This is a genomic window from Mesorhizobium sp. B2-9-1 (genome assembly GCF_006439455.1).
GTDB lineage: Bacteria > Pseudomonadota > Alphaproteobacteria > Rhizobiales > Rhizobiaceae > Mesorhizobium.
The window spans coordinates 38,600-56,653 of record NZ_VFTP01000001.1 but is presented as its reverse complement, the minus strand read 5'-3'; the positions used below and the strand labels follow the sequence as shown (position 1 = coordinate 56,653).

The following is an 18,054-nucleotide window of genomic DNA, read 5'->3' as shown; positions in this document are numbered from 1 at the left end:
CAGCAAATGGCGGCATACGGCCAGCCTCACGAATTCATCTTCGGAATTTTAGGCGCAGACGCGGTTGCGGCCTTGCTTCTTCGCCTCATAGAGCTGGCGGTCGGCGCGGCGGTAGAAATCCTCCGCGCTCTCCTTGTGGTCCCAGACGGCAAGGCCGACGCTGGTGGTGACCTTCAGCCGCACGTTGCCCGACATGATCGACATGTTGGCGACCGCCTTGCGGATGCGCTCGGCGAACCTGGCGAGCAATTCGACATCCATGTTGGGGGTGACGACGGCAAACTCCTCGCCGCCCAGCCGCGCCACCACGTCGTGATAGCGTGTCATGCCCCGCAGGCAGGTAGCGACGGCCCTCAGCACCTCGTCGCCGACGTCATGGCCATGCGTATCGTTGACCTGCTTGAAATGGTCGAGATCGAGGATCATCAGCCCGACTGGCCTGTCGATGCGGCGAAACTCGTGCAGATATTCGCGCAGCGCATCGTCGAAATAGCGGCGGTTCTGCATTCCGGTGAGACTGTCGGTGAGCGCCGCCTGCTCAAGCGTCTGCGAGCGAGCGCTGAGCGAAACCGTCATGGCCCTGAGCTTGCCCTCTTCCCGCACCTGGCCGCGGATCAGCGGGTAGATGAAGAAGGTGCCGAAGAACAGCGCGGTTGCCAGAAGCGCCCCGGTGACGAACAGCAGTTTGTTGAGATAGACAATTTTGTCGACGCGCGATGCGGTGTCGAGGTCGGCGGCGATGTCCTGCAATTGGCCATAGGCGTGGTAGGTCACCAGGCCCGCGGCCAGGATCACGAAAATAAAGACGAAAAATGCGGATTCCGCCTTATGGAAACGCATCTACTCCCCGCGCACTCTAGCCCCGAGGTTATGGCATGGCCGACCTTACGGACAGTTAACCCGAGCAACCTTGGCGAGAATTAGAGCCGGGGATTTTAAGGCGCTGATTGAAAAAGCTTTTAGTCAGTCCTGAACAGCCGGTTCGTCGCCCGGCCGCAGCCTGCGCCACTCCGCTCCCAGCTGATGCCTGAACCAGGTCGACTGACGCTTGGCATATTGCCGGGTCGCGATCTTGGCGCGCTCAATGGCTGCTGGAAAATCCGATTGTCCGGCCATCGCCGCCTGCAGCTCCCGCACGCCGATCGCTTTCATCGCCGGCAGGTCCGGGTCGAGACCGAGAGCGGTGAGTCGACGCACTTCGTCGAGAGCGCCCTTGTCGAGCATCTGGTCGAAACGCGCCTCGATGCGCCGGACCAGTTGCTCGCGGTCCGGCTCGATGACCAGGAAGCGCGCGCTGTCGCGATCGATCAGCGGCCGACCGCGCACCGCCTGCCATTCGAGGATCGAGCGCCCGGAAGCGTCGAGCACTTCGAGCGCCCGAACGATACGCTGGCCGTCGGTCGGCCTGAGTTGCATGGCCACAGCCGAATCCTCGTGCATCAGCAGGCGGTGCAGCCTTTCGGCCCCTTGCTCCTTGAGCTCGTAGCGCCAGCGCTCGCGGACGGACGCCGGAATGTCCGGCATATCCGAGATGCCTTCGGCCAGCGCGCGGAAGTAGAGCCCGGTGCCGCCGACGAAAGCGACCGGACGGCCCGACAGCACGCCGTCGTCAATCAGCTTTGTCACGTCGCGCAGCCAGGCGCCGGTGGAATAGGCGGTGGCGGGATGGACATGGCCGTAAAGGAAATGCGGAACGCGTGCCATTTCGGCGGCGCTCGGCCGCGCCGTCAGGACATCGAGCACCGAATAGCCCTGCATGGAATCGGTGTTGACGATGACGCCGCCATTGCATTCGGCGAGATCAAGCGCTAGCGCCGACTTGCCGCTGGCTGTCGGCCCGGCTATCAGGATCGCGTTCTTGATGCGGCCTTCGCCCGCCTGCCTGCCGGAATTCTCGATGCCGCTGATCGCCACTTTAGTGTCCCGTCCAGAAGCCCGCGCCATGCCGGCCTCGCTTGCGAATATGGGCTTGCGGGCCGCCGGCGCAAGCGCCGTTCATTGGCTGGCCGAGGACGTCGCCTGCGATCTCGTTTTGCCGCAGACGCCGGATATCGGCGAAATGACCGCCAATCTGCGCGCGGCGCTGGCTTCCGAGCCGGTCGACGTCATCGTCCAACCGGCCGAAGGCAGGCGCAAGAAGATCCTGCTCGCCGATATGGATTCGACCATGATCGACCAGGAATGCATCGACGAGCTTGCCGACGAGATCTGCGTCAAGGATCATGTGGCGGCGATCACCGCGCGCTCGATGAATGGCGAGATCGCCTTCGAGCCCGCCTTGCGGGAGCGCGTCGCCTTGCTGAAAGGCCTCGACACAGCCGTGGTCGACCGCATCATCGCCAATCGGCTGACGCTCGCCTCCGGCGGCCGCGCCTTGGTGCAAACGATGCGCGCCCATGGCGCCTGGACGGCGCTGGTCTCTGGCGGCTTCGACGTCTTCACCAGCCGCATCGCCGATATGCTGGGCTTCCAGGAAAACCGCGCCAACCGCCTGATCGAAAAAGACGGCACGTTCACCGGCATGGTGGCCGAGCCGATCCTCGGCCGCGCCGCCAAGGCCGAAGCATTGCTCGACATCGCGGCACGGCTCGGGCTGACGACCGAGGATGCCATCGCGGTCGGCGACGGCGCCAACGATCTCGACATGATCCGTCTTGCCGGCACCGGCATCGCGCTTCACGCCAAGCCGACGGTGGCCGAGCAGGCCCGCATCCGCATCGATCACGGCGATCTGACCGCGCTGCTCTATCTCCAAGGCTACCGCCGGGATGAGTTCGTCGAATGAAGCCGATCCGCACCGACCGCCTGATCCTGCGCAACTGGGAGGAGCGCGACCGCGCGCTTTTCCACCGCGTCAACTCCGACGAGCACGTGATGGAGTTCTTCCCGTTCCGCCGCGACCGTGCGACCGCGGATGCCAAGATGGACGAATTCCGCGCCTGGATCGATGAGGATGGCTACGGCTTCGCCGCGGCCGAGATCGCGGCCACCGGCGAATGCATCGGCTTCGTCGGTCTCCTGGATACGGATGATGTGCCATCGCTACCGGACGGCACGATCGAGATCGGCTGGCGGCTGGCGCCGGAATTCTGGGGCAAGGGCTATGTCACCGAAGCGGCTGAAGCCTGGCTCGCCTTCGGCTTCGAAACGCTTGGCGTCGACGAAATCGTATCGTTCGCGGTCGCCGGCAATCATCGTTCGGTCGCAGTCATGAAGCGACTCGGCATGCAAGCCGATGCGGGCGCCGATTTCGACCATCCCGCTGTGCCGGACACCCACCCGCATCTCAAGCGCCATGTGCTCTATAGGCTGTCGCGTGAGGACTGGCGGGCGCGACGGCGCTGATCGCTTTCGGAGGGCTGCTCGTCGCCAGGCTGTGGCGCCGCATCTGCGACCCTGTCTAGAACCTTGGCAAAATCCCAGGCAGATGCGTTGCCCGCTTGCCGGCGCAGGAAGTCGGCCGCGGTCTCCATCGCTCTCAATCCATCCGGATCGTCACGAAGCGCAGTTCGCCGGTCTTCGACGCCAGCATCAAGAGCGCGTTCTTGCGGCCCTGCTCCTTCAATGCGCCGATCCGGTCCATGACGTCCTTGGGCGTGCCGACCGATTCCTGCGCGATCTCGGTGATCACCTCGCCGGGCTGGATGCCGCGCTCGGCCGCCGCCGAATTCTTGGCGACGTCGGTGATGACCACGCCGGACACATCGGCCGCGATGCCGAACTTCTGCCGTGTCTGGTCGTTGAGCTCGCCGACCGTCATGCCGAGCACCGAGGCCGTCGATACCGGAGGCGTCGCCTTGTCGCCCTTGTCCTGGTCGGTATTGCCGTTCTCGCCGCTGGCCAGCTTCTCGCCGTCCTCCAGCCGTCCGAGCGTCACCTTGACGGTCTGCTCGACGCCTTTGCGTACGATGACGACGTCGACCGCCTTGCCGACCGGGCTTTCGGCCACAACACGCGGCAGGTCGCGCATTTCATGGATATCCTTGCCGTCGAATTTGATGATGACGTCGCCGGCCTGCACCGACCCGTTGTCGACCGGCCCGCCCTTGATGACACCGGCCACCAGCGCGCCCTTTGCGGTCGCCATGCCGAGGCTTTCGGCGATGTCCGCCGTCACCGGCTGGATGCGCACGCCAAGCCAGCCGCGCCGCGTCTCGCCATACTGGCGAAGCTGGTCGACGACGCCGGCGGCAAGCTGCGAGGGGATGGAGAAACCGATGCCGATCGAGCCACCCGACGGCGAGATGATCGCGGTGTTGATGCCGATGACCTCGCCCTCGGCATTGAACAGCGGGCCGCCGGAATTGCCGCGGTTGATGGCGGCGTCGGTCTGGATGAAGTCGTCATAGGGGCCGGAATTGATGTCGCGGTTGCGCGCCGAGACGATGCCGACCGTCACCGTGCCGCCCAGGCCGAACGGATTGCCGATCGCCATCACCCAGTCGCCGACCCGCATCTTGGTGGAATCGCCGAATTTCACCGCCGTCAGCTTGTGACCCTTGGGGTCGACCTTCAGCACCGCGACATCGGTCTTGGTGTCGGTGCCGACGAGCGTCGCCTTCAGCGTGATGCCGTCGGAGAAATTGACCTCGATATCGTCGGCATCGGCGATGACGTGGTTGTTGGTCACCACGATACCCTGCTCGGCGTCGACGACGAAACCGGAGCCGAGCGACTGCACCTTCTGCGCGGCGCCGCCCTTGTCGCCGCCGCGATTCTTGAAGAAATCGTCGAAGAAGTCCTGGAACGGCGAGCCCTCGGGCAGCTGCGGCATCGGCACCGCGCCCGGCCCTTCCGTGCCTTTCACCGTCTGCGAGGTCGAGATGTTGACCACCGCGCCAAGCAGGTGCTCGGCGAGATCGGCGACCGAAGGCGGCCCGTCGGAGGCGATCGTCGGTGTGACGAAGGACGGGACGGCAACAATGCCGACCGCGAATGCGGTGGCGCCGGCGAAGACCATGCGCCGCGCCGCGCGCAACAGGGTGTCGGATATCATCGTGGCCTCCCGGTGTGTCTGAAAAGGACAGGCGTTTTCCGCAAAGACGCCCTGTCCGGTTCATGTTGGCAAGAAATACGGCACGTTTGCGGCTATGCCCGTCTTCTCAGGATAAATCGTCCGTCGCCGCGGTACCAATGAATTTCATCAGCCGCGAACCAGCCACACAATGGCGACGCCAACCGCGATTGCCGCCAACCCTCCGAACCGCAGCGCGTTCTCGGGCATCGACTGCATTTCGCTCGCCAGTTTCCGGGCAAGGCCCGGAAACCCGCCATAGACCAGGCCCTCTATCACCAGGACCAGCCCGATCGCCGCGACAAAGTCCTGCACCGCCGCTACTGGGCGGTGCCGGGTTGCGCGGCCGGTGCGGCAGGCGGCGTCGCGGGCGCGGCCGGCTGCCCGGGCTGAGGCTTGCTGTCCGGATCGCGGAAGTAGCGGAAGAACTCGGATTCAGGCGAGAGCACCATCGTCGTTCCGGTGCTGTCCAGCGCCGTGCCATAGGCATTCATCGAGCGATAGAAATCGAAGAAGGCCGGATCGCGCTTGTAGGCGTCCGCGAAGGTCGCGCTGCGCTGCGCCTCGCCCTCGCCGCGCAGTATCTCCGATTCCTTCTGCGCCTCGGCGACGATCTCGACGACCTCGCGGTCGGCCCGCGCCCTGATGCGCTGCGCCGCCTCGTTGCCGCGCGCCCTCAGACGCTCGGCTTCCGCCAGGCGCTCGGCCTTCATGCGGTCATAGGTCTGCTGCGAGACCTCCGCCGTCAGGTCGGTCCGGCGGATGCGCACATCCTCGATGTCGAGGCCGAGCGAGGTCGCATCGGGGCGAAGCTGATCGCGCACCTCGCGCATCATCACGCCGCGCTCTTCCGAAAGCGCGGCCTCGAAGTCGCGCAGGCCGTAGACACGGCGAAGCGCCGCATCGAGACGCGTCCGCAGCCGTGCCTCGGCCAGTTCAACCTGACCGGACACCGCCGCGCGGAACGTGCGCGGATCCGAGATGCGATAGGCGATGAAGGCGTCGACCTCGTAGAACTTGCCGCCCGAGACCTGGACGCGGATGTTGTCGAGATCGAAGCGCATCACCCGCTTCTCGACCATCTGCACGCTGTCGGCATCGAAGAAGGCGAATGGCGCCTTGAAGTAGATGCCGGGCTCGCTCTTGACGTCGATGATCTCGCCGAACCTGAGCACGATCGCCTGCTGGCCGGCATTGACCACGAACACCGAGGAGTAGAGCAGGAACAGAAGGACAGCCGCAATGACGGCGACGATGGGAAGACGGTTGGCCATCACTGGTTGCCTCCCGTCGTGACGCCGCTCAGAGGGGCCGGCGCCGGCTGCGCTTTCGGCTGCAATGCCGGCAGCGGCAGGTAAGGCAGCACGCCCTGACCGTTGCCCTGCTCGACGACGACCTTGTTGGAGTCCTTCAGGATCCTCTCCATGGTTTCGAGGTAGAGGCGCTTGCGCGTGACGTCGGGCGCCTTGGCATATTCGTTGTAGACGGAGATGAAGCGCTGCGCCTCGCCTTCCGCCTCCTGCACGACGCGGTTCTTGTAGGCGGCGGCGTCCTCGCGGACCTGAGCCGCCTGGCCGCGCGCCTGGCCGAGCTTCTGGTTGGAATACTGGTTGGCCTGCTCGACGAACTTGTCCTCGTCCTGCTCGGCGCGCTGCACCTCGTCGAACGCGTCGGCCACCTCACGCGGTGGCGCCGCGTCCTCGATCGAGACTGCGTTGACCTGGAGACCGGTCTTGTAGCCATCGAGCGTGCCCTGGATGATCTCGCGCACCCCGGTTGCGATACCCTGGCGGTCGTCGCGGAAGATGTCCTGCGCCGGCCGCCGGCCGACGACTTCGCGCATGGCGCTCTCGGCGACCTGGGTCAGCATGCCGTCGGGATCTGAAACATCGAACAGATAGGCTCTGGGATCGGAGACCTGGTAGGCCACCGAGAACTGCACGTTGACGATGTTCTGGTCGCCGGAGAGCATCAGCCCGGAGCCGCTGCTCGACCCGCCGCCGATGCTGACGAGCTGCTCGGAGATCTTGGCAGTCTCGACCGTTTCGATCGGCCACCAGTGGAAATGCAGGCCCGGCTGCGAAAGCTCGGTCTTCGGCTGGCCGAAGCGCAGTTCGACCGCAACCTCGTCGGGCTGCACGGTGTAGATCGCCTTGAAGGCCCACAGCACGATGAGGGCCAGCGCGATCAGCCCGAGCACGGCCGGGCTGGCGCCGCCGCCGCCCGGAAGCGCGCGCCGCAGCCTGTCCTGGCCGCGGCGGATGATGTCCTCGAGATCGGGGGGCGAACCCTGCGGGCCGCTTGGCCCTTTCGGTCCCTGCCCCCAGGGCCCCTGATTGCCGCCGCCGCCCCATGGGCCGCCGCCGCCGCTCTTGTCGTTCCAGGGCATGAATGTCCTTTCGCTTCGGTTCCCTCAGGCCTTGCGGCGCAATCCTAGCGCATGACCACGAAAACCCATATCGGTTTTCGAAAAGGAATCATGCCCCAAAATCAAAGTATTACGGCGGCCTCTTGCGCGTCCGGTTGGACGCGCGCCGCTGCAACACCGTTCTTCTATAGGGACGCCTTGACCCGCTTTCAACGCGATGTGCCATCGTCCCCGTGCGATTTGGACGGGTAGCGACCCTTTGTCGTCGTCAACGATCGTCGCGTCGGCGCTCGTAAACCGTGTAACGCGTGGCGTGGCTGTCTTTCTCGCCGGCAGGAAAGTCCTCGGCGCTGACGACTCGCCAGATGCTTGGATCGATCGGCGGGAAATGCGCATCGCCATCGACGCTGGCCAGCACATGGGTCACATGCAGCCGGTCGGCAAGCGCCAAGGCCTGGGCATAGATCTCGCCGCCACCGACCACGCAGATCTCCTCCGCTCCCTCCATGCAGCGGCCGCGCACCTTGGCCAGAGCGATCGCGTCCTCCAGCGAGTGGGCCACCTCGATGCCCTCGGCGCGCCAGGTCTTGTCGCGCGTCACCACGATGTTGAGCCGACCGGGCAGCGGCCGGCCGATGCCTTCATAGGTCTTGCGGCCCATTATGATCGGCTTGCCCATCGTGTCGGCCTTGAAGCGCTTGAGATCGGTGGAAAGCCGCCACGGCAGGCCGCCTTCGCGGCCGATCACGCCGTTTTCGGCGATGGCGACATAGATCGCGATATCCATCAGCCGCCGTTCTCGCCATTGTCCGACGGCTCGAGCAGAAGGATGTCGATATCGTGCTCGGGATAAAAATCCTTCGCGGTGACCTCGAACGTCGTCGGCCCGACCTTTTTGACATTGTCGCCGCAGAAGGAGACAAGGTTCTTGGGGCTGCCCTTGTCGATGGTGAGCTTGAAATTGCCGATCGTTCCGGCCGCCCAGTTGCCGCCGGTGGTCAGGATATAGGCGATCCGGCTCTCGTAATATTTCGGATAGCCGTCGGGATTTTCCTTCGCGGCCCTGCGCACCGCGTTCTCGAACGCGCCGTCCATGCAGTAGCGGGTCTTGTAGGTGTCGTATTGCGGCTTCTGGAACTGTCCGTCGAAGAAAAAGCTGACCGAGGACGTGCCACCGACGCTGGGCTTGTAGCGGTGCGAGACATGGACCTCCTTGTTGGCGGGGAAGGTCGAGCGCCACCAGTAGGTCGAGCGCAATTGCCAGAAGGGCACGTAAGCGGCTTGCATGCCCGAGCCGTCATCGGCGGTATCTTCGATGATGATGCCGCGGTCTTCCCAGTCCTTGGCGACATCCTTGGGCAGCTTCGCCAGCGCCGTCTTTGCGGCGTCGCCGAACGGATAGAGCGGCATGTTCTGCGCCTTGAGATCGGCGGTGATGTCGATGCCGAGCGCCAGCGCCTTTTGTTCCAGCTGCGGCTTCGCATCGACGCCGTCGATCGTCACCTCGAAGCCGAGGAAATTGTCGCTCTGCGCTTCCGGGATGGCCGGCATCTCGTTGGGATCGCCTTCGATGTCGGGCATCGGGAATGCGACGATGGAGCTGACATCCTTGTCGGTGTTGTTGCGGAACACATAGTCGACCGTCACCTTCTCCGGCGAGATGAAAAGGTCCTCGCTTTGCATGGCGACGGCGTCGCTGCGCGACAGGATCAGCCCGCCGGTGCCGAGTTCGGCGACGGAATCATTGGCGAAGGCCGGGGCAGTCACGAGCGCCAGCGCTGCGGTCAGTACGGTGCGTAACATGGACCCTCCTCTCTGCGGCAATACCGGGATCAGCCGAATGCGCAGTTCCATCTAGCCGTTTCAGGACGGCGTTTCAAAGCCCTTCGTTGGTCAATACGGGTACTTCTGGACACCGCGCCGCCGATCGGGCAGGAGATCGCCATGCGCAAGCTTCTCGTCATCGGCATCGGCGCCGGCAATCCCGACCACATGACGGTCCAGGCCATCGACGGCCTGAACCGCGCCGACGTGCTGTTCATTCCCGACAAGGGAGCGAAGAAGAACGATCTTGCCGATTTGCGCCGGCAGATCTGCGACCGCTTCGTCACCAATCCGAAATCGCGCCGGGTCGAGTTCGATGTGCCGGTTCGGGCCGAGCCGACATCGTCCTATCGTGTGACGGTCGACGACTGGCACGAGGCGATCGCCGAGATCTATGAGGCTCTGATCCGCGACGAGCTTGCCGAAAACGGCTGCGGCGCGTTCCTGATCTGGGGCGATCCGTCGCTCTATGACAGCGCGCTGCGTATTCTCGAGCGCGTGCGCCTGAGAGGCAATGTCGGTTTCGAGCTCGAGGTAATCCCCGGCATCACCGCGATCCAGGCGCTGGCCGCCGCCCACGCGACTGCGCTCAACCGCATCGGCGATTCGATCCTGGTGACGACTGGTCGCCGGCTAACCGAAGAAGGGCTGCCCGCGAACGCCGGCTCCACCGTCGTCATGCTCGACGGCAAATGCGCCTTCAACACGCTTGCCGACCAGGACGTCCTCATCCAGTGGGGCGCCTATCTCGGCACGCCCGACGAGATCGTCATCTCCGGACGCTTAGGCGACGTGGGTGCCGAAATCGAAAGGGTTCGCGAAGACGCCAGAGGAAAGAAGGGCTGGATCATGGACATCTATCTGCTGAGAAAATCAGGGGAGTAAGGGAGTAGGGGAGTCAGGCAATAGGGGGCGCACATCGCATGCGCAGGCGGCCAGGACATCACATCCTACTCCCCTACTCCCCTACTCCCCTACTCCCCTACTCCAGCATCGATCTCCGCCTGCAGGGCCCGCATATGGACGGCGGCGGCCGATGAAGCGGCGCGCTCTATGGCGCGAAACCGGCTGACGACCGCCAAACCCGCCGATGTCAGTTGCGCGCCGCCGCCTTTGCGGCCGCCGGTCTGCGCCGCGACCAGCGGCTTGCCGAACACGCGGTTCATGTCCTCGACCAGATCCCAAGCATGCTTGTAGGACATCTCCATGCCGCGCGCCGCGGCCGAGATCGAGCCGAAGGCGGCGATCTGCTCCAGCAATTCGATCTTGCCCGGGCCGATCCGGCCATCGGGGTCGAGATTTATCCGCAGGCTGAGCGACGGCATTTCATCTCCTCGGATTCCACGCACGACAATAGTCCCTATGGGAGGGGAGCGCTATTCCAAATATACATAGCGACATGATCGAGATCCTCAAACGCCGACTTCGGCCGGCAGGCCGGCGCCGGTGTTTGCGCGATCGAAGCTCACCGTCTTGATGACCGCGAAGACCTGGCTTCCCGGCTTGAGGCCAAGCGCTTGCCGCGATTGCTCGGTGATCCGCGCGATCACAACCGCGCCATGGCAATCGATGCCGATTTCGACCTCGGGCCCCTCGCCCGGCTTCATGCCGACGATCGTTCCCGACAGGATATTGAGCGCGCTGAGGCCGGCGGGTTTCTCGGTGGCGACCATCACGTCGCGGGCGCGGATGCGAATGCGCACCGGAGCGCCCGCCGCCCGCGCCAGTTTCGGCACGCGGATTTCGCCGGCCTGCGAGGCAAGCACCGTCATGCCGAAGACCTCGTCGTGACGCAGCACCTTGGTATCGAGCACCGCACCGCCCTCGCCGCGCTCCTCCGCCGGCAACAGGTCGAGCCGCCGCATGATCGCCTCGGTCGGCCCCGCGGCCGCGACCTTGCCCTGCGAAAGCACCACGACGTCGCTCGCCAGCCGCGCCACCTCGGCGACGGAATGGCTGACATAGACGATCGGGATCTTCGTCTCGTCCCGCAGCCGTTCGATGTAAGGCAGGATCTCGGCCTTGCGCACTTCGTCGAGCGAGGCGAGCGGTTCGTCCATCAGAAGCAGTTTCGGGCTGGCAAGCAGCGCGCGGCCGATCGCGACGCGCTGCCTTTCGCCGCCCGACAGTTTCGCCGGCCGCCGGTCGAGCAGGTGACCGATGCCGAGCAGGTCGACCACCGCATCCATCTTGGCGTAGCGCTCGGAAGACGGCGTGAACCAGCGGCCGTAGCGCAGATTGCCGGCGACGCTCATATGCGGGAACAGCCGCGCATCCTGGAACACCATGCCGATGCGCCGCTTGTGCATGGGCACGAAGATGCGCGCGGCGGTGTCGACCAGCACATTGCCGTCGACCGAGATACGCCCCTTGTCCGGGCGGATCAGGCCGGCGATCAGGTTGATCAGCGTCGACTTGCCCGAACCCGACGGCCCGAACAGCGCCGTCAGCCGGCCGGCGCTCTCGAAACGGGCCTCCACGGCGAAATCGCCCAGGCGATGGCTGATGTCGGCCGAGAGCGTCATTCGATGTCCATCCGCCGGCCGACCCGCCGCGCCAGCACTTCCGAGGCGATGAGCGCGGCCATCGAGATGACGATCGAGATCAGCGTCAGCCTGAGCGCGCCTTCATCGCCACCCGGCACCTGCGTGAAGGTGTAGATCGCCGAGGGCAGCGTCTGCGTTTCGTTGGGGATGTTGGAGACGAAGGTGATGGTGGCGCCGAATTCGCCCATCGCCTTGGCGAAGGAAAGGATTGCTCCCGCGATCAGGCCGGGCAGGATCAGCGGCAGTGTGATGGTGGCGAACACCCAGAGCGGATTGGCGCCGAGCGTGCCGGCCGCCGCTTCGATTCTGCGGTCGACAGCCTCGATCGAGAGCCGGATGGCCCGGACCATCAGCGGAAAGCCCATGACCCCGCAGGCCAGTGCCGCGCCCGTCCAGCGGAACGAGAAGATGATGCCGAAATGCTCGGCAAGGAAGGCGCCGGCCGGACCACGCCGGCCGAAGGTGAGCAAGAGCAGATAGCCGGTCACCACCGGCGGCAGGATCAGCGGCAGATGCACCAGCCCGTTGAGCAGCGTCTTGCCCCAGAAACGCCCCCGCGCGAGCAGGAGCGCGATCAGGATGCCCGGCGGCAAGCTGGCGATCATCGCCACCGTCGCCACCTTGATCGACAGCCGCACCGCATTCCATTCGTCGGGAGTGAGGTCCAGCAGCCAGTTCATGATTGTGTTTGCGCGGTCTTTCTCAGTTGCTCGGTGCGAGGACCGTGAAGCCCTGCTCCTTGAACAGGTCGGCGGCCTTGGCCGACTCGACGCATTTCAGGAAGGCCGCCGCATCCTTGTCCTTCGAATCGGCGGTCTGGGCAATCGGGTAGATGATCGGCGGATGCGAATCTTCCGGGAAGGTGCCGACCACCTTGACGCCCTTTTCGGCATGCGCGTCGGTGGCGTAGACGATGCCCAGAGCCGCCTCGCCGGTCGACACCAGCTTGAGAGCTGCACGCACATTCTCGGCCTGCGCGATCTTGCCCTCGACCGACGACCAGACGCCCAGCGATTCCAGCGCCGCCTTGCCGTATTTGCCGGCCGGCACGGCCTTGAAATCGCCCATGGCAAGCCTGCCGTCGCCGATCAGCCTGGCGAGGTCGAAGCCCTTCTCGACCTTGGTCTCGACCGCGGAATCCTTCGGCGCCACCAGCACGATCTGGTTGCCAAGCAGCTTCACTTCGGTATCAGGCTTGGTCAGCTTCTTGTCGGAGAGATATTTCATCCAGTCGAGGTCGGCCGAGACGAAGATGTCGGCCGGCGCGCCGCCTTCGATCTGCTTGGCGAGCGCCGAGCTCGCCGCGTAGGAAATGGTCGCTGCTTCGCCGACTTCCGGCTCGCAGGCCTTGTTGACCGCGTCGAGCGCGTCCTTGAGGCTGGCCGCGGCAAACACCACCACCTTGTCGTCGGCATGGGCCGCCGGCACCGCCGCCATCAACATCGCCGCCAGACCGCCAGTGGCGATCGCCTTCAACCCGAAACCCTTGCCCGTCATGAAGTCTCTCCCTGGTTCCAAAATCCGTACCGCCAAAAGCCTTGGACCGATATATCCGTATGAACATAACAAGGGAAGGCTTTTCACCTGTCGCGGCATTGTGCGCCGGCGCGATCTCAGCCTACGGCGAATGCGAAACGGAAGGGCGAAGCTCAAGGAGGGACGCATGAAGATCAGCGCCCGCAACATCCACAAGGGTGAGGTGACCGAGATCGTCAAGGAAGCCACCACTTCGCATGTTAGGATGGACATCGGCGGCGGCGTCATCGTCACCGCGTCAATCACCAAGCGGTCGCCGGCCTCGTGATCGAGAAGGGCAAGCAAGCCTATGCGGTGATCAAGGCCTCGGACGTCACGGTTGGCATCGATTGAGCCGAAGCTGGCTCACACCGCGATAGGCGCCTTGATACTCGCGTCCGCGAAATAATTCTCGAGGCGGAAATCCTCGAAGCGGAAGGCGAAGAGGTCCTTCACCTCCGGATTGACCCACATCGTCGGCAAGGCCTTGGGCGTGCGCCGCATCTGCTCGCGCGCCTGCTCGAAATGATTCGAATAAAGATGCGCATCGCCGAGTGTGTGGACGAACTCGCCGGGCTTCAGCCCGGTTACCTGCGCCACCATCAGGGTGAGCAAGGCATAGGAAGCGATATTGAACGGCACGCCGAGGAAGACGTCGGCCGAGCGTTGGTAGAGCTGGCAGGAAAGCCGGCCTTCCGAGACATAGAACTGGAACAGGCAGTGGCAGGGCGGCAGCGCCATCGCCTCGACTTCGGCCGGGTTCCAGGCCGAGACGATCAGCCGGCGCGAGTTGGGATTCTTGCGTATCTCCTTCAAAAGGCCCGCAATTTGATCGATCTCGCCGCCATGCCCGTCCGGCCATGAGCGCCACTGCTTGCCATAGACCGGCCCGAGATCGCCATTCTCGTCGGCCCATTCGTCCCAGATGGTGACGCCATGATCGTTGAGATATTTGATGTTGGTGTCGCCGGCCAGAAACCACAAAAGCTCATGGATGATCGACTTCAGATGCAGCTTCTTCGTGGTCGTAACCGGAAAGCCGCGCGAAAGGTCGAAGCGCATCTGGTAGCCGAACACGGAGCGCGTGCCGGTACCCGTACGGTCGCCGCGATCGATGCCATTCTCCAGCACATGCTTCAACAGGTCGAGATATTGGCGCATCGGCTCTGCCTCGATTCGAGTAATAGCCGATAATAACCGATAGCCAGGTGTCCGGACACACCAAAACGGCGCCATTAGCGCCTGTGCACCACTACACTTCCAAACGTTTGCGCCGCCCCTTCATTGCCCTGCCGGGCATTTCTCCCCGTATAGTGACGGGGAGAAAGGGCTGGCTGCCGCGCTGCAGCGTTTCTTGCGACGCTGACGGTTGGCGAAACCGCCTAAGACAGCCCCTCTCCCCGTCACTATACGGGGAGAGGATGCCGGCAGCCAAATGAGGGGCAGCGCTGATGCCCCGTGACGTAAATTCAAATCCGACGCGACAGCCTTGCCGCGCCAGTCTTCGCCAGCCGACGCGCGACCGTCAGAGGGAGCCGAGTTTGCCGAGATCCTTGGCGACCAGGTAGTAAAAGGTCACGCGGCTCTTGGTGTTGTCGGCCTGCATCGCCTTGCAGGTTTTCTCGATCGAGGCGTTGGCCTTTGCGGCATCGGCGATGCCGAGCTTCTTGCCGATCCAGTTCTCCCGCACGCGGTCGAGTTCCTTCGGGTCGGTGCAGGACACCAGCGAGGAATCGCGGTTCCTGAGCGCAATGCCCAGATGCTTGACGATCTTATCGACCGCGTCGGCGCTGGCGCCGGCATCATATTTCTTCACATCCGCAAGATAGTCGGCCATCAAACTTCCCCTCGTCGGCGCCACGGATCCGGTCGATGAGGGTTGTGGCGCGCCGCGCAACCTGTGCGCTAGGTCAGAGACTCCTCACCGGGAGCGAGATTTGATTGAGTAGGCGCGCAAGTCAACCCTTGGCTGCCGTTTGGCACAACCGGATAAGCGCCGGTTTTGGCCTTTATTTTTCCCTCGCCGCTCCCTATATACGGTTCGTCGGCTTGACCGACTATGGCGATAAACAGGCGATGAAATAAGCCGTTCGGACCCGGGGGCGGTACCCGGCGCCTCCACCAAAAACCGCTCTGGTTGACGGAGCGGCTTTTGCTGGGGGCGAAATAGGATCGACGAAGGTGTAAAGATCGTACTTTTGCCCGGCATTGTACCACCGTTATCGGGCTAAACTTATAGTTGCCAACGACAACTATGCGGAAGCTCGTCTCGCTGCTTAATGCGGCGCGAACGCTTCAAATCAAGCCCTAGGGGTTCGCACTTCTAGGCGGGGTTCGGAGGTACCTGGCAACAGAAACCTCCACCTTCCCCCTCCTTGCTTCTCCCCAGTCAACCGAACGCCAAGGCTCGTCCGGCGCCTGATGCGCGGGCACAGCCTTGCCGCCCATCATCCATGGACAGGCGATGCAAAACGATACCGATCGATTTTTCGTGCTGACCTCTATGCGGAGCTCGGCTACGACCTGGTACCGTTGCCTCTCGCTCCGGTCGATGAACGGGTGCGCTTCGCCCTCGATCAAACAGCTTCGCGAGGCACATGAAAAAGGCCGGGAGCGACCCGGCCTTTCTATCTTCTCAACGGCTGTCCTACTCCGCCGGCGCTTCGACCGCTTCCCGCGCGCGGCCGAGCGTTAGCTTGGCCAGAGTGAAGGAGATCACGGCGCACAGCGCGATGCCGGCCACCATCGGCAGCGGCGTGCCGTCGAAGAAGAGGCCGGCGACACCCATCGCCAGCGCGCCGATGGCGAAGTGCAGCGTGCCCATCAGCGCCGAGGCCGTGCCGGCGATCTCGCCATGCTCTTCCATCGCCAGCACCGAGGTGGTGGGGATGACGAGGCCGAGGAAACCGTAGCCGACAAAAAGCAGCGCGGCCATCACGTCGAGCCGGTCGACGCCGGACGCCATGATCGCAAACAGCGCCACCATCACCGTGGCATAGCCGGTGACCGCCACCCAGACGACGCGCTTCAACCCGAAGCGGTCGGCCAGCAAGCCGGTCAGCTGCGACATACCGATGAACGCGACCGCGTTGATCGAGAAGAACACGCTGTAGACCGACGGCGACAGGCCGTAATGGTCGATCAGGATGAAGGACGAGCTCGACAGATAGACGAAGAAGCTCGCAATGCCGAAGCCGGCGATAGCCACGAGGCCGAGGAAGTTGCGGTCGCCCATCAGGTAGCGGTAGCCGGCAAGCGCCGTGCCGAAGGATGAGCCGGCGCGCTCTTCGACGGGCCGCGTCTCCTTGAGCGAGGTGGCAAGCAGGATGGTGGCCAAGGCGGCCGCGCCCGTCACCGTCCAGAACACGGCGCGCCAGCCGAAGCTCTCGATGATCTGGCTGCCGGTCAGCGGCGCCAGGATCGGCGACACCGAGAAGACCAGCATCAAGAGCGACATCAGCTTGGCGGCCTCGTTGCCGGTGTGCAGGTCGCGCACGATGGCGCGCGGCACCGCCATTCCGGCGCTGGCGCCAAGCCCCTGCAGAAAGCGGAAGGCGATCAGCCACTCGATGGTCGGCGCCATCGCCGAGCCGACGCCGCCGACCATGAACAGCGCGAGGCCGGCATAAAGCGGCGCCTTGCGGCCGACCATGTCGGAGATCGGGCCGACGACGATCTGCCCAAAACCCATCGACAGGAAGAAGATCAGAAGGCTCATCTGCACGGCGGCAGTGCCGGCATGCAGGTCCTGGCCGATCGAAGGCAGCGCGGGAAGATACATATCGATCGCAAATGGGCCGATCGCGGACAACAAGCCGAGCACGACCGCGATGCGGAGGAATTTGGGACTCATGATAAGGCTCTTTCGGATCTGGTTGCCGCCGCAAAATGCCGGCGTCTGAACCCAGGACGTTCCATCCCGCGGAAATCCTACGTCCAAGGGCGAATTTCTTCGCCCCTTCCGTGCGGGCTTCCTTTATTGTGTCCACAAATTTAGACAGGCTTGTCCAATTCGTCAATCGCCGCTATATAGATTTTCATGAAGCCCGGCGTTTCTCCTGACACTTTCCCGCCACGCAGCCACGAGGCCAAGCGCGTATCGGTGGTTGACGCTGCCGCTTCCGTCTTCTGCCGCGAAGGCTATGCCGGCGCCAATATCGACCTGATCGCGGCCGAGGCCGGCGTTTCGCGGCAGACCGTCTACAACCATCACGGCGACAAGGAAAAGCTGTTCGTCGCCGTCGTGCGCGACCTGACGGAGCGCTGCAATGCCGGCATCTTCGCCACCATCGCCAGCTTCCCCGACCAGCCGACGAACCTGGAAGCCGACCTTGTCGCCTTCGCCGTGCGCATGAACCGCAACTGCATCTGCAACCGCGATGGCCGTTTCCTGCGCAAGCTGATCCAGGCCGAAGGCGAGCGTTGTCCGGAGCTGTTTGCCGAATGGCGCGAGCAAGGCCCGGGCCGTACCTGGTCGGCGCTTGCCGCGCGCTTTGCCCGGCTTGCCTTCGCCGGCCACTTGTCGATCGGCGACCCCGACGTCGCGGCGCGTCAGTTCTTCGCCCTCGTCAACGCCGAGCTTCAGATCACTTTCATGCTGGGCGGCGTGCCCACCGAGGAAGAGGTGCTGCGCTCGGCCACGAACGGCGTGCGGACCTTTCTCGGCGCCTTCGCCAGAAGGAAATCGCCGGCCGGCAAACAGGCTGCGCTCGCTCACGCCTGAGCCATCAAATCGCCGACACCCCTCTTGGCCTCGCGGCTTTGCGCCTATATGCGGTTTACGCCGC

At 64.1% G+C, this 18,054-nt stretch carries 19 protein-coding genes, 1 other RNA gene and 1 pseudogene; 6 read left to right on the top strand and 15 right to left on the bottom strand.

The genetic code is table 11. The features are described from left to right. Positions 1–48: 48 nt before the first annotated feature. Both FJW05_RS00285 and miaA read right to left on the bottom strand, forming a co-directional pair. Positions 49–840: a GGDEF domain-containing protein gene (locus tag FJW05_RS00285; protein WP_140626893.1), complete on the bottom strand. Its 792-nt coding sequence runs from the start codon at positions 838–840 to the stop codon at positions 49–51. A gap of 123 nt (positions 841–963) precedes the next feature. Continuing rightward, entirely contained in the window at positions 964–1,908 is a 945-nt protein-coding gene (miaA, locus tag FJW05_RS00280; protein ID WP_140628120.1) for a tRNA (adenosine(37)-N6)-dimethylallyltransferase MiaA, read from the bottom strand. A 34-nt stretch (positions 1,909–1,942) separates the two neighbouring features. On the opposite strand from miaA, the gene serB reads away from it, so the two are divergent. Beyond that, complete coding sequence (gene serB, locus FJW05_RS00275; protein WP_246673149.1) at positions 1,943–2,785, top strand: phosphoserine phosphatase SerB; 843 nt, start codon at positions 1,943–1,945, stop codon at positions 2,783–2,785. After that, the gene (locus tag FJW05_RS00270; RefSeq protein ID WP_140626889.1) at positions 2,782–3,345 is read left to right on the top strand and encodes a GNAT family N-acetyltransferase; all 564 of its coding nucleotides are present in this window, start codon (positions 2,782–2,784) and stop codon (positions 3,343–3,345) included. The genes serB and FJW05_RS00270 overlap by 4 nt, the downstream gene beginning before the upstream one ends. 133 nt (positions 3,346–3,478) lie before the next feature. Here the strand turns inward: FJW05_RS00270 and FJW05_RS00265 are convergent, their stop codons facing one another. From FJW05_RS00265 to FJW05_RS00240, 6 genes are all read right to left on the bottom strand, one after another. Beyond that, complete coding sequence (locus tag FJW05_RS00265; RefSeq protein WP_140626887.1) at positions 3,479–4,996, bottom strand: DegQ family serine endoprotease; 1,518 nt, start codon at positions 4,994–4,996, stop codon at positions 3,479–3,481. 147 nt (positions 4,997–5,143) lie between these two features. Further along, a complete protein-coding gene (locus FJW05_RS00260; RefSeq protein WP_095764777.1) occupies positions 5,144–5,329 on the bottom strand; it encodes a DUF2065 domain-containing protein in 186 nt (61 codons plus the stop codon). A gap of 5 nt (positions 5,330–5,334) precedes the next feature. Further along, entirely contained in the window at positions 5,335–6,288 is a 954-nt protein-coding gene (locus tag FJW05_RS00255) for a protease modulator HflC (protein ID WP_140626885.1), read from the bottom strand. Next, entirely contained in the window at positions 6,288–7,403 is a 1,116-nt protein-coding gene (hflK, locus tag FJW05_RS00250; protein WP_140626883.1) for an FtsH protease activity modulator HflK, read from the bottom strand. The genes FJW05_RS00255 and hflK overlap by 1 nt, the downstream gene beginning before the upstream one ends. A gap of 247 nt (positions 7,404–7,650) precedes the next feature. Further along, entirely contained in the window at positions 7,651–8,169 is a 519-nt protein-coding gene (locus tag FJW05_RS00245) for a dihydrofolate reductase (protein WP_140626881.1), read from the bottom strand. Further along, positions 8,169–9,185, bottom strand: a complete 1,017-nt coding sequence (locus tag FJW05_RS00240) for a DUF4424 domain-containing protein (RefSeq protein WP_140626879.1) — start codon at positions 9,183–9,185, stop codon at positions 8,169–8,171. The genes FJW05_RS00245 and FJW05_RS00240 overlap by 1 nt, the downstream gene beginning before the upstream one ends. A gap of 141 nt (positions 9,186–9,326) precedes the next feature. Between FJW05_RS00240 and cobF the strand changes: the two genes are divergently transcribed. Continuing rightward, positions 9,327–10,091 carry a precorrin-6A synthase (deacetylating) gene (gene cobF, locus FJW05_RS00235; protein WP_140626877.1) on the top strand — a complete coding sequence of 255 codons (765 nt, stop codon included), beginning with the start codon at positions 9,327–9,329 and terminating at the stop codon, positions 10,089–10,091. Between the two features lie 89 nt (positions 10,092–10,180). On the opposite strand, the gene FJW05_RS00230 is transcribed toward cobF, so the two are convergent. The 4 genes from FJW05_RS00230 to modA all read right to left on the bottom strand — a co-directional run bounded on the left by FJW05_RS00230 (position 10,181) and on the right by modA (position 13,249). Continuing rightward, complete coding sequence (locus FJW05_RS00230; protein ID WP_140545379.1) at positions 10,181–10,531, bottom strand: winged helix-turn-helix domain-containing protein; 351 nt, start codon at positions 10,529–10,531, stop codon at positions 10,181–10,183. Between the two features lie 87 nt (positions 10,532–10,618). Further along, positions 10,619–11,731, bottom strand: coding sequence for a molybdenum ABC transporter ATP-binding protein (gene modC, locus FJW05_RS00225; RefSeq protein ID WP_140626875.1), 1,113 nt, complete (start codon positions 11,729–11,731; stop codon positions 10,619–10,621). Then, positions 11,728–12,432 (bottom strand): molybdate ABC transporter permease subunit, encoded by a 705-nt coding sequence (gene modB, locus FJW05_RS00220; RefSeq protein WP_140626873.1) that lies wholly within the window; start codon positions 12,430–12,432, stop codon positions 11,728–11,730. The genes modC and modB overlap by 4 nt, the downstream gene beginning before the upstream one ends. Before the next feature lie 22 nt (positions 12,433–12,454). Then, positions 12,455–13,249, bottom strand: a complete 795-nt coding sequence (modA, locus tag FJW05_RS00215) for a molybdate ABC transporter substrate-binding protein (protein ID WP_140626871.1) — start codon at positions 13,247–13,249, stop codon at positions 12,455–12,457. Positions 13,250–13,415: 166 nt separating this feature from the next. Here modA and FJW05_RS00210 point away from each other — a divergent pair. Continuing rightward, a pseudogene (locus FJW05_RS00210) lies at positions 13,416–13,621 on the top strand (TOBE domain-containing protein). 12 nt (positions 13,622–13,633) lie between these two features. Here FJW05_RS00210 and FJW05_RS00205 read toward each other — a convergent pair. Together FJW05_RS00205 and FJW05_RS00195 are read right to left on the bottom strand one after the other, a co-directional pair. After that, a complete protein-coding gene (locus FJW05_RS00205; protein WP_140626869.1) occupies positions 13,634–14,428 on the bottom strand; it encodes a thymidylate synthase in 795 nt (264 codons plus the stop codon). Between the two features lie 364 nt (positions 14,429–14,792). Continuing rightward, entirely contained in the window at positions 14,793–15,104 is a 312-nt protein-coding gene (locus FJW05_RS00195) for a DUF2853 family protein (RefSeq protein WP_042644091.1), read from the bottom strand. Positions 15,105–15,271: 167 nt separating this feature from the next. Between FJW05_RS00195 and ssrA the strand changes: the two genes are divergently transcribed. Beyond that, positions 15,272–15,632: a transfer-messenger RNA gene (gene ssrA / locus FJW05_RS00190) on the top strand. A 282-nt stretch (positions 15,633–15,914) separates the two neighbouring features. Here ssrA and FJW05_RS00185 read toward each other — a convergent pair. After that, the gene (locus FJW05_RS00185) at positions 15,915–17,120 is read right to left on the bottom strand and encodes a multidrug effflux MFS transporter (protein WP_140545384.1); all 1,206 of its coding nucleotides are present in this window, start codon (positions 17,118–17,120) and stop codon (positions 15,915–15,917) included. 186 nt (positions 17,121–17,306) lie between these two features. Here FJW05_RS00185 and FJW05_RS00180 point away from each other — a divergent pair, with 186 nt between their 5' ends. Then, positions 17,307–17,990, top strand: coding sequence for a TetR/AcrR family transcriptional regulator (locus tag FJW05_RS00180; RefSeq protein ID WP_140626867.1), 684 nt, complete (start codon positions 17,307–17,309; stop codon positions 17,988–17,990). The last annotated feature ends 64 nt before the right edge of the window (positions 17,991–18,054 follow it).

Excerpts from the sequence above, each read along its gene's own strand:
- FJW05_RS00185 (WP_140545384.1), bottom strand. The coding sequence starts at position 17,120 with ATGAGTCCCAAATTCCTCCGCATCGCGGTCGTGCTCGGCTTGTTGTCC.
- cobF (WP_140626877.1), top strand. The coding sequence starts at position 9,327 with ATGCGCAAGCTTCTCGTCATCGGCATCGGCGCCGGCAATCCCGACCAC.
- modA (WP_140626871.1), bottom strand. The coding sequence starts at position 13,249 with ATGACGGGCAAGGGTTTCGGGTTGAAGGCGATCGCCACTGGCGGTCTG.
- FJW05_RS00265 (WP_140626887.1), bottom strand. The coding sequence starts at position 4,996 with ATGATATCCGACACCCTGTTGCGCGCGGCGCGGCGCATGGTCTTCGCC.
- FJW05_RS00230 (WP_140545379.1), bottom strand. The coding sequence starts at position 10,531 with ATGCCGTCGCTCAGCCTGCGGATAAATCTCGACCCCGATGGCCGGATC.
- FJW05_RS00245 (WP_140626881.1), bottom strand. The coding sequence starts at position 8,169 with ATGGATATCGCGATCTATGTCGCCATCGCCGAAAACGGCGTGATCGGC.
- FJW05_RS00285 (WP_140626893.1), bottom strand. The coding sequence starts at position 840 with ATGCGTTTCCATAAGGCGGAATCCGCATTTTTCGTCTTTATTTTCGTG.
- modC (WP_140626875.1), bottom strand. The coding sequence starts at position 11,731 with ATGACGCTCTCGGCCGACATCAGCCATCGCCTGGGCGATTTCGCCGTG.
- FJW05_RS00270 (WP_140626889.1), top strand. The coding sequence starts at position 2,782 with ATGAAGCCGATCCGCACCGACCGCCTGATCCTGCGCAACTGGGAGGAG.
- FJW05_RS00240 (WP_140626879.1), bottom strand. The coding sequence starts at position 9,185 with ATGTTACGCACCGTACTGACCGCAGCGCTGGCGCTCGTGACTGCCCCG.
- FJW05_RS00180 (WP_140626867.1), top strand. The coding sequence starts at position 17,307 with ATGAAGCCCGGCGTTTCTCCTGACACTTTCCCGCCACGCAGCCACGAG.
- modB (WP_140626873.1), bottom strand. The coding sequence starts at position 12,432 with ATGAACTGGCTGCTGGACCTCACTCCCGACGAATGGAATGCGGTGCGG.
- hflK (WP_140626883.1), bottom strand. The coding sequence starts at position 7,403 with ATGCCCTGGAACGACAAGAGCGGCGGCGGCGGCCCATGGGGCGGCGGC.
- FJW05_RS00195 (WP_042644091.1), bottom strand. The coding sequence starts at position 15,104 with ATGGCCGACTATCTTGCGGATGTGAAGAAATATGATGCCGGCGCCAGC.
- FJW05_RS00205 (WP_140626869.1), bottom strand. The coding sequence starts at position 14,428 with ATGCGCCAATATCTCGACCTGTTGAAGCATGTGCTGGAGAATGGCATC.
- FJW05_RS00255 (WP_140626885.1), bottom strand. The coding sequence starts at position 6,288 with ATGGCCAACCGTCTTCCCATCGTCGCCGTCATTGCGGCTGTCCTTCTG.
- serB (WP_246673149.1), top strand. The coding sequence starts at position 1,943 with ATGCCGGCCTCGCTTGCGAATATGGGCTTGCGGGCCGCCGGCGCAAGC.